Genomic DNA, 6,000 nt, shown 5'->3' on the forward strand with positions numbered 1-6,000 from the left:
CGATTGCTACGTGTATTCTTTGTATTGCACACGAGGGTGATCCGTCCACGGACACCCCGGTTTGCAGCGGGTAGCAAGCTGTGATTGGCCCCGGGAACGGGCAGGACGAGTCCTGTGGACAGGCGGGGCACGAGGCCCACCAAACACCGGACGACCGTCACGCCTTGCCGCAGCGGCGGCGATGCGTCGAGCAGTTCCACACGGGCCGCGGTGGTGCGCGGGCCGCGGCGGTTTCGCGACGGCCAGCCGGACATGCCGAATCGGCAGCGCCCGCACCTTCCGGTGCCTGCCACAATCGCCGGCAGGCTGTCATGCACATCATCGAGCAGACCAGCACCCGGAGACGCGGCGCAGCCGAGGCATGGACCTGCGCCGTCGGTTCCGCGGCACTGGCACTTGTCGTCGTGCTCATCATGGTCTCGGCACCGCCGGCGGCCTCTGCGCACGTGGCCGCATGGGCAGAACCTGCGCTGTTCCAGCCCGCCCGAGAAGCGGCCGCGCCGTGGCTCACTCATTACCGCGAGCTCGCGGCCACGCAGCCCACGGACTGTGCGCCGACGAGCATCCCGGCACTGCCCCCCGGGGTGCGCACCGGCGCCTTCGTCTTCGCCCGGCTCGCCGGCCTGACCTTCCCCGAGCCCGGCATCGTCTATACCCGCGACAGCATCGTCGAGCGGCTGCTGGTGCTGGCCGAGGACGCCCGGGGCTGCGTGCACGCGGGCCTGTCCGGCCGAGCGCTGCCGATGGGCGAGCGCACGGTTGCCAGCCCACTGGCCAACACGCGGGTGCCGGCGGCGCTCGGCGACACGCCGCCGGTGGCCGTCGTCGCCGACGCCAAGGCCGTTCGAGAATGGATTGAGTATGCGCCGGAAAGCCGCTTCCGGACTTTGTCCGCACGCCAGTGGACCCAGCTTGGCGCCTACACCGGGATGTTGGCGGTGCTGCTGCTGGTGGGGCTCGGCTTCGTCGCCTGGCAGCGCAACGCCTTCGCCCTGGCCTACGTGGTATACCTGCTCACGCTGCAGTTCTACCAGCTTCAGGCGCTCGGTCTCGGCCCGGCCTGGATACCCTTCTGGCCGACGCATACGCGGATGATGCAAGCGCTCGCCGTCGCGCTGGTGGTGCCGGGCATTACCGGCGTGGTGCTGACCTTTCTGCGCCCGCGCCGCGGGCTGACGCTCACTATTGCCGCCGGCGTCGCCCTCGCATCCGCAGCCTTTCTCAGCTCCGCCTGGACCACTTGGAGCTACCGGCTGGGAGCCGCCGTACTCGCCGTGCTGGCGGTTCTGGTGCTCTCGCTGCTGGCGCGCCGGCTACGCGACGCGGATGCAGCACTGCGCTGGTTCGCGGCCGGTCTCGGCGCCTCGATGCTCGGCGGCGGGCTGCAGGCCACCTCCATCGCCGTGGACAGCGTCGCGCTGCCGGGCGTGGTCTCGGTGGCCTTCCCCATTGGCAATCTGGTGGAGTCCATCTGCTGGCTCATTGCACTGACACTCAAGTTCCGCGCCGAGCAGGCCGAGGATCGCAGGCAACTCTGGTGGACCGCGTACCACGACCCGGTGACGGGCCTGCATAACCGCCACTGGCTGCGTGAAGAGCTCGACCGGACCCTGAGCAAGGCTGAACGCCAACCGGGCATCCAGCGCCAAGTGCTGTTGCTGGACCTGGACGACTTCAGGCAGGTGAACGTCTGCTGCGGCCACGCCGGCGGCGACGCGATACTGCGCGACGTCGGTGCCGCGCTGCAACGCGTGCTGGAGCCCGGCGAGTCGATCGGGCGCTTCGGCGGCGACGAGTTCCTGGTGATGCTGCGCGCGGGCCAGGAGCCCTGCGCGGCGGAGGGCCGGGCGAGCAGCATCCTGGCCAAGCTGGCGGAGCCGATGCGCTGCGGCGCACGCGAACTGCGGCTCAAAGCCAGCATCGGCATCGTTACCCTGAATGCGCGCTACGCCCGCGTGGACGACATCATTGCCGATGCGGGTCTCGCGCAGGACGCGGCGCGGCAGCGCGGCGGCAACAGGGCGGTTCGCTTCGAGGCATCCATGCGCAGCGAGCAGCAGGCGCATGAGCGCCTGCGCAGGGAGCTTGTCCGGTCGCTACGGGCGGAGCAATTCCTGTTGCACTACCAGCCCGTGGTGGCGCTGGACACGGGGCGGCCGCTGGGCTGCGAGGCCCTGCTGCGCTGGCAGCATCCGACGCGCGGCCTGCTGCCGGCGGCGCAGTTCGTCCCCTACGCCGTGGCCGGCGGACTCATCCGCGAATTGGGCTATCGCGTCATCCACCTCGCGTGCAGGCAGCTGTGCGAGTGGCAGCAGCATCAGACCTGGTACCAGGGCGAGTACCTGAGCATCAACCTATCCGTGTCGCAGCTCGGCGACGAGCGCCTGCTGGCGGAGGTCAGGCGTGCCATGGACAAGTACGGCATCGATCCGAGCGCCCTGCGCTTCGAGATCCCGGAAGCGGCGCTGACCAACGATCACCCGCACATCAGTGCCTGGCGCGAGCGCCTGCTCGGCCAGCAACTGCTGGTGTGCCTGGATGGCTTCGGGGCCGGTCGGACGCCGGTGGCCCCACTCGCGGACCTCAGCTTCGACACCATCAAGCTGGACCGCACACTGGCCGCGGGCGTGACACACCAGGGGCGCGCTCAGGCGCTGGTGCAAGCCGGGGTCTCCCTCGGCAGGCATTTCAGCAGCCTGGTGGTCGCCACGGGCATTCAGACGCGCGAACAGTTGGAAGCCTTCAAGCAGCTCGGCTGCGGCTATGGGCAGGGCGACTACCTGGCCCCGGCCATGTCCGCAGCGGACGTCAACGCCTGGGTCGGCCTATTCCAGTCCGAGCGCCCGATGGGGTCGATGTCGCTGTCGGATTCGCGGCTGCACTGAGCCCTGCTCATTTACCGGCGGACAGCTACTCGTTTGCCTCCACCATCGCGCCGTTGCCGTCAGGCGCCTGCACCAGCACCAGCTTGCCCAGCGTGGGATGGCGCAGGGTGGTCACGGTGAAGCCGGGAAAGGCACGCTCGGCCACCACCCGCCCCTCCTCCTTCAGGTCCGCCAGGACCGCTGCTTCCGCGTCGATGATGCGCATGGATCTCCTCCTGGGTCTGATCGAGGGCGTCTAAACAAGCCGGCTGATTCCCGATTCTCCCGAGCCACCGCCGTGCACTCGGCCGACGGGGAACGCCGGCACCCGACGGCGGTCCAACGCCTGCCGGCGCTCCCGGATATAACACAGTAGCGCGCGACGTGCCCGCCCCGCGGGCATGGCGCGAGACAATTCCAGCTTGACGCGCCGGCGCAGGAGAGACCGGGCAAGTATTGGTCGCAACGCCGAAATCGAGCGCATCGTAGCTCGGGTTACGCTGCGCTAACCCGAGCTATACCCAATACTTGCCCAATCTCGGGGGCATGAGGCGATCAAGAGCGCCACCGGAGGCGCTATCGCCCGGGCCTGCTCATCCGTCGCCGCTGAAGACCACCGGCTGATTCCTCGCACCGATTGCGCCACCGGACGAACCGTCGATGCAACCGACCGCGAACGGCTGCTGGTAAGCAAGCGTCGTGGCCAAATGTGTGGTGAGTACCGGCTGCCCTGACGTCGGTGAAGCGCGCCTTGCCGGCATCTTCGCAGAGGGCCGTCGCTGCCCCCGACGACGGGCCGCAGCCAAGCGCGAACCTGAGGCACATCCATATGCCTAACCACCCAAAGCACTTCGACGATGGCGATGAAATCCGAATCTGCCCCGCCTGCGGGAGCAAGCAACCGAAGTCCGAGTGCATGCTCGGCACCCGCGGCACCCTGATCCAATTCCAGTGCCGCTACTGTGGCTGGGAGTGGATCGAGGGCAGTAGCGAAGACTCGGTGGCCGACGACTTGGCGAGCCACCGTTGACCGACGCCCGCGGCGTTGCATCCCCATGGGCCGCGATGCCCCCGCTTCGGCGCGCCAGGGAGGCACCAGCCACGAGCCGCGCGCTACGCGGAGGATGCGCCTGCGAGATGAACGTCGGCCAACTGCTTCAGGGCGATTCTGTCGACCTTGCCCGTCGGGTTCAGAGGTATTTCATCGAGGATGATGATTTCCTCCGGTGCCTTGTAGCCGACCTGAGATCGGGCCAGGCGAATCATCTCCTGGACGGTCGGCCGCGGCGCGCCCTGCTTGAGGGTGACGTAAGCGCGAACATTCTCCCCGTGCAACAGGTCGTGGACGCCGACCACGCCGGCGTTCTCCACGGCGGGGTGGGCCAACAGGGCATCCTCGACCTCCTGCGGGCAGATGTTTGAGCCGTCGTGCACGATCATCTGCTTCTTTCGGCCGTGGAACCACAAATAGCCGTCCGCGTCGGCCGTCATCTCGTCGCCGGTGTCCAGCCAGCCGTCCCGGATGGCTGCCTCGGTGGCTGCCTTGTCGTTCCAATAGCCCGACATGCAGCTGCGGGAACGGACCCAGATGCATCCCTCCGTGCCGGTTGGCACCTCTGCGCCGGCCTCATCGCGGATCAGCATCGTAAAGCCTGGCATCGGGCGCCCAACCGAGCCCAGCTTGAACGGGCCGGACGGCGGGGTGATCAGCGCAAAGCCGATCTCGGTCATGCCGTACCCTTCGTCGATGGGGAATCCGGCCAAGGCCATGAATTCGCGCTCCAGCTCGGAGGCCACCTTGTCACCGGCCGCTCGGCACAAGCGCAGCGATCCGAAGTCTTCATGCGTGGCGTTGTGGTCGCGCACCAACGTGAACAGGGTCGACGGGAGGATGCTGAGGACGGTGGGGCGCTGCGAGCGAAACAGGGGCAGCAACTCATCGCCATCCAAGGTCCTGGGAACGACCAACCGCGCGCCGACGGACAACGCGGTCATGGACCAAACGAAGCCCGCGACGTGCGACAGGGACGACCCCGGCAGCATCACATCAACGGCGCCAAGCCCGATCCCGGCGGCAGCACTTGCCAGCATCCAACCGAGCGATTCAGCGGTATGCGTCACCCCCTTTGGCTTGCCGGTGCTACCGGAGGTGAAGAAGATGACCGCCGGGTCATCGGGCGCCAGCGCTGCCGGAGAGAATCCCGCGCTCTCCCGCTCCAGCAGCGACTCGAAGGACATCCCTCGGCCATCCGCGTTGCCGTATTCGATAACGCCGAGCGGCAAATCGCCCGCGAGGCGGCTCCTGGCGACGTCCTCATGGCGCTCGGCATGGGCGAGCAGAACCGACGCGCCACTGACATCGAGCGCATGGTCGATCTCGGGCGCCGTATAGCGGTAGTTGAGCGGGGTGGCCACCAGCCCGGCCTTGATGCAGGCGAGATAATGAACGATCAGCGCCGTGCGATTCGGCATCAGCGACGCCACGCGATCGCCCTTCTGCAGTCCGAGATCCAGCAGGCTTGCGGCGCAACGATTGCTGGCCGCATCCAATGCGCGCCACGACATCGAGGTGGTGGCAGACACCAGCGCGGGGACCTCGGGACGGTCGCCGAGACCACGGTCCAGCAACCTCGTCAACAGCGCCGGCTCGCTCAGCATTGGCCCTGAAATTGACATCGCATCACCTCTTCTGGGGATCTTCTCGGCAAAGGGCGTGTGGCAGGAGAGTTGTGCCGTGCAGGTGTGCCGGGGGGCGCCAATGCTGCTAGACGGCCGCGGCACTAGGTTACCCGGTTAGCAGGGCGACGTTCCCTAAGGGGAACGCCGATTTGGCGGCGCTTTATGCTCAGGGCGTGGGCGCAAGGTGTGCGGGCCAGGTGACGGCGGCTTGCCGGACGAGCCGGCATATCAGCCGCTGCGAGCGCTTGCGATTGATCTCCAGCCCCTGTGTCTTCGATAACTTGTTAAGAATAACCAGTTCTGGGGAAGGACCATTGACACGCCGCCTTCGGCGCGGCAGAACGCGAGGCACCTTTCCAAGAAAGCTGTGGCAATATCATGTTTCGCATCTGGATGTTTCGCCTCGATGAAGCCCCTCAGCTTTTCGTCATGGTCAGCTAGCTTCCGAAATGGAACA

4 protein-coding genes are annotated in these 6,000 nt (G+C 67.2%); 2 read left to right on the forward strand and 2 right to left on the reverse strand.

The genetic code is table 11. From position 1 onward, the window contains the following. Window positions 1-311 precede the first annotated feature (311 nt). On the forward strand, window positions 312-2,885 hold the full coding sequence (locus LJE69_RS04010; RefSeq protein WP_296921727.1) for an EAL domain-containing protein: 2,574 nt from the start codon (window positions 312-314) through the stop codon (window positions 2,883-2,885). A 25-nt stretch (window positions 2,886-2,910) separates the two neighbouring features. Here the strand turns inward: LJE69_RS04010 and LJE69_RS04015 are convergent, their stop codons facing one another. Continuing rightward, a complete protein-coding gene (locus LJE69_RS04015; protein WP_296921729.1) occupies window positions 2,911-3,090 on the reverse strand; it encodes a hypothetical protein in 180 nt (59 codons plus the stop codon). A gap of 603 nt (window positions 3,091-3,693) precedes the next feature. Between LJE69_RS04015 and LJE69_RS04020 the strand changes: the two genes are divergently transcribed. Beyond that, the gene (locus tag LJE69_RS04020) at window positions 3,694-3,894 is read left to right on the forward strand and encodes a hypothetical protein (RefSeq protein ID WP_296921731.1); all 201 of its coding nucleotides are present in this window, start codon (window positions 3,694-3,696) and stop codon (window positions 3,892-3,894) included. 83 nt (window positions 3,895-3,977) lie between these two features. On the opposite strand, the gene LJE69_RS04025 is transcribed toward LJE69_RS04020, so the two are convergent. Then, window positions 3,978-5,522 carry a class I adenylate-forming enzyme family protein gene (locus LJE69_RS04025; protein ID WP_296921733.1) on the reverse strand — a complete coding sequence of 515 codons (1,545 nt, stop codon included), beginning with the start codon at window positions 5,520-5,522 and terminating at the stop codon, window positions 3,978-3,980. Window positions 5,523-6,000: the final 478 nt, after the last annotated feature.

The sequence above is a fragment of the Thiohalocapsa sp. genome, from assembly GCF_022340605.1.
Taxonomy (GTDB): domain Bacteria; phylum Pseudomonadota; class Gammaproteobacteria; order Chromatiales; family Chromatiaceae; genus Thiohalocapsa.

Coding starts and splice junctions, on each gene's coding strand:
- LJE69_RS04015 (WP_296921729.1), bottom strand. CDS start 3,090: ATGCGCATCATCGACGCGGAAGCAGCGGTCCTGGCGGACCTGAAGGAG.
- LJE69_RS04020 (WP_296921731.1), top strand. CDS start 3,694: ATGCCTAACCACCCAAAGCACTTCGACGATGGCGATGAAATCCGAATC.
- LJE69_RS04010 (WP_296921727.1), top strand. CDS start 312: ATGCACATCATCGAGCAGACCAGCACCCGGAGACGCGGCGCAGCCGAG.
- LJE69_RS04025 (WP_296921733.1), bottom strand. CDS start 5,522: ATGCTGAGCGAGCCGGCGCTGTTGACGAGGTTGCTGGACCGTGGTCTC.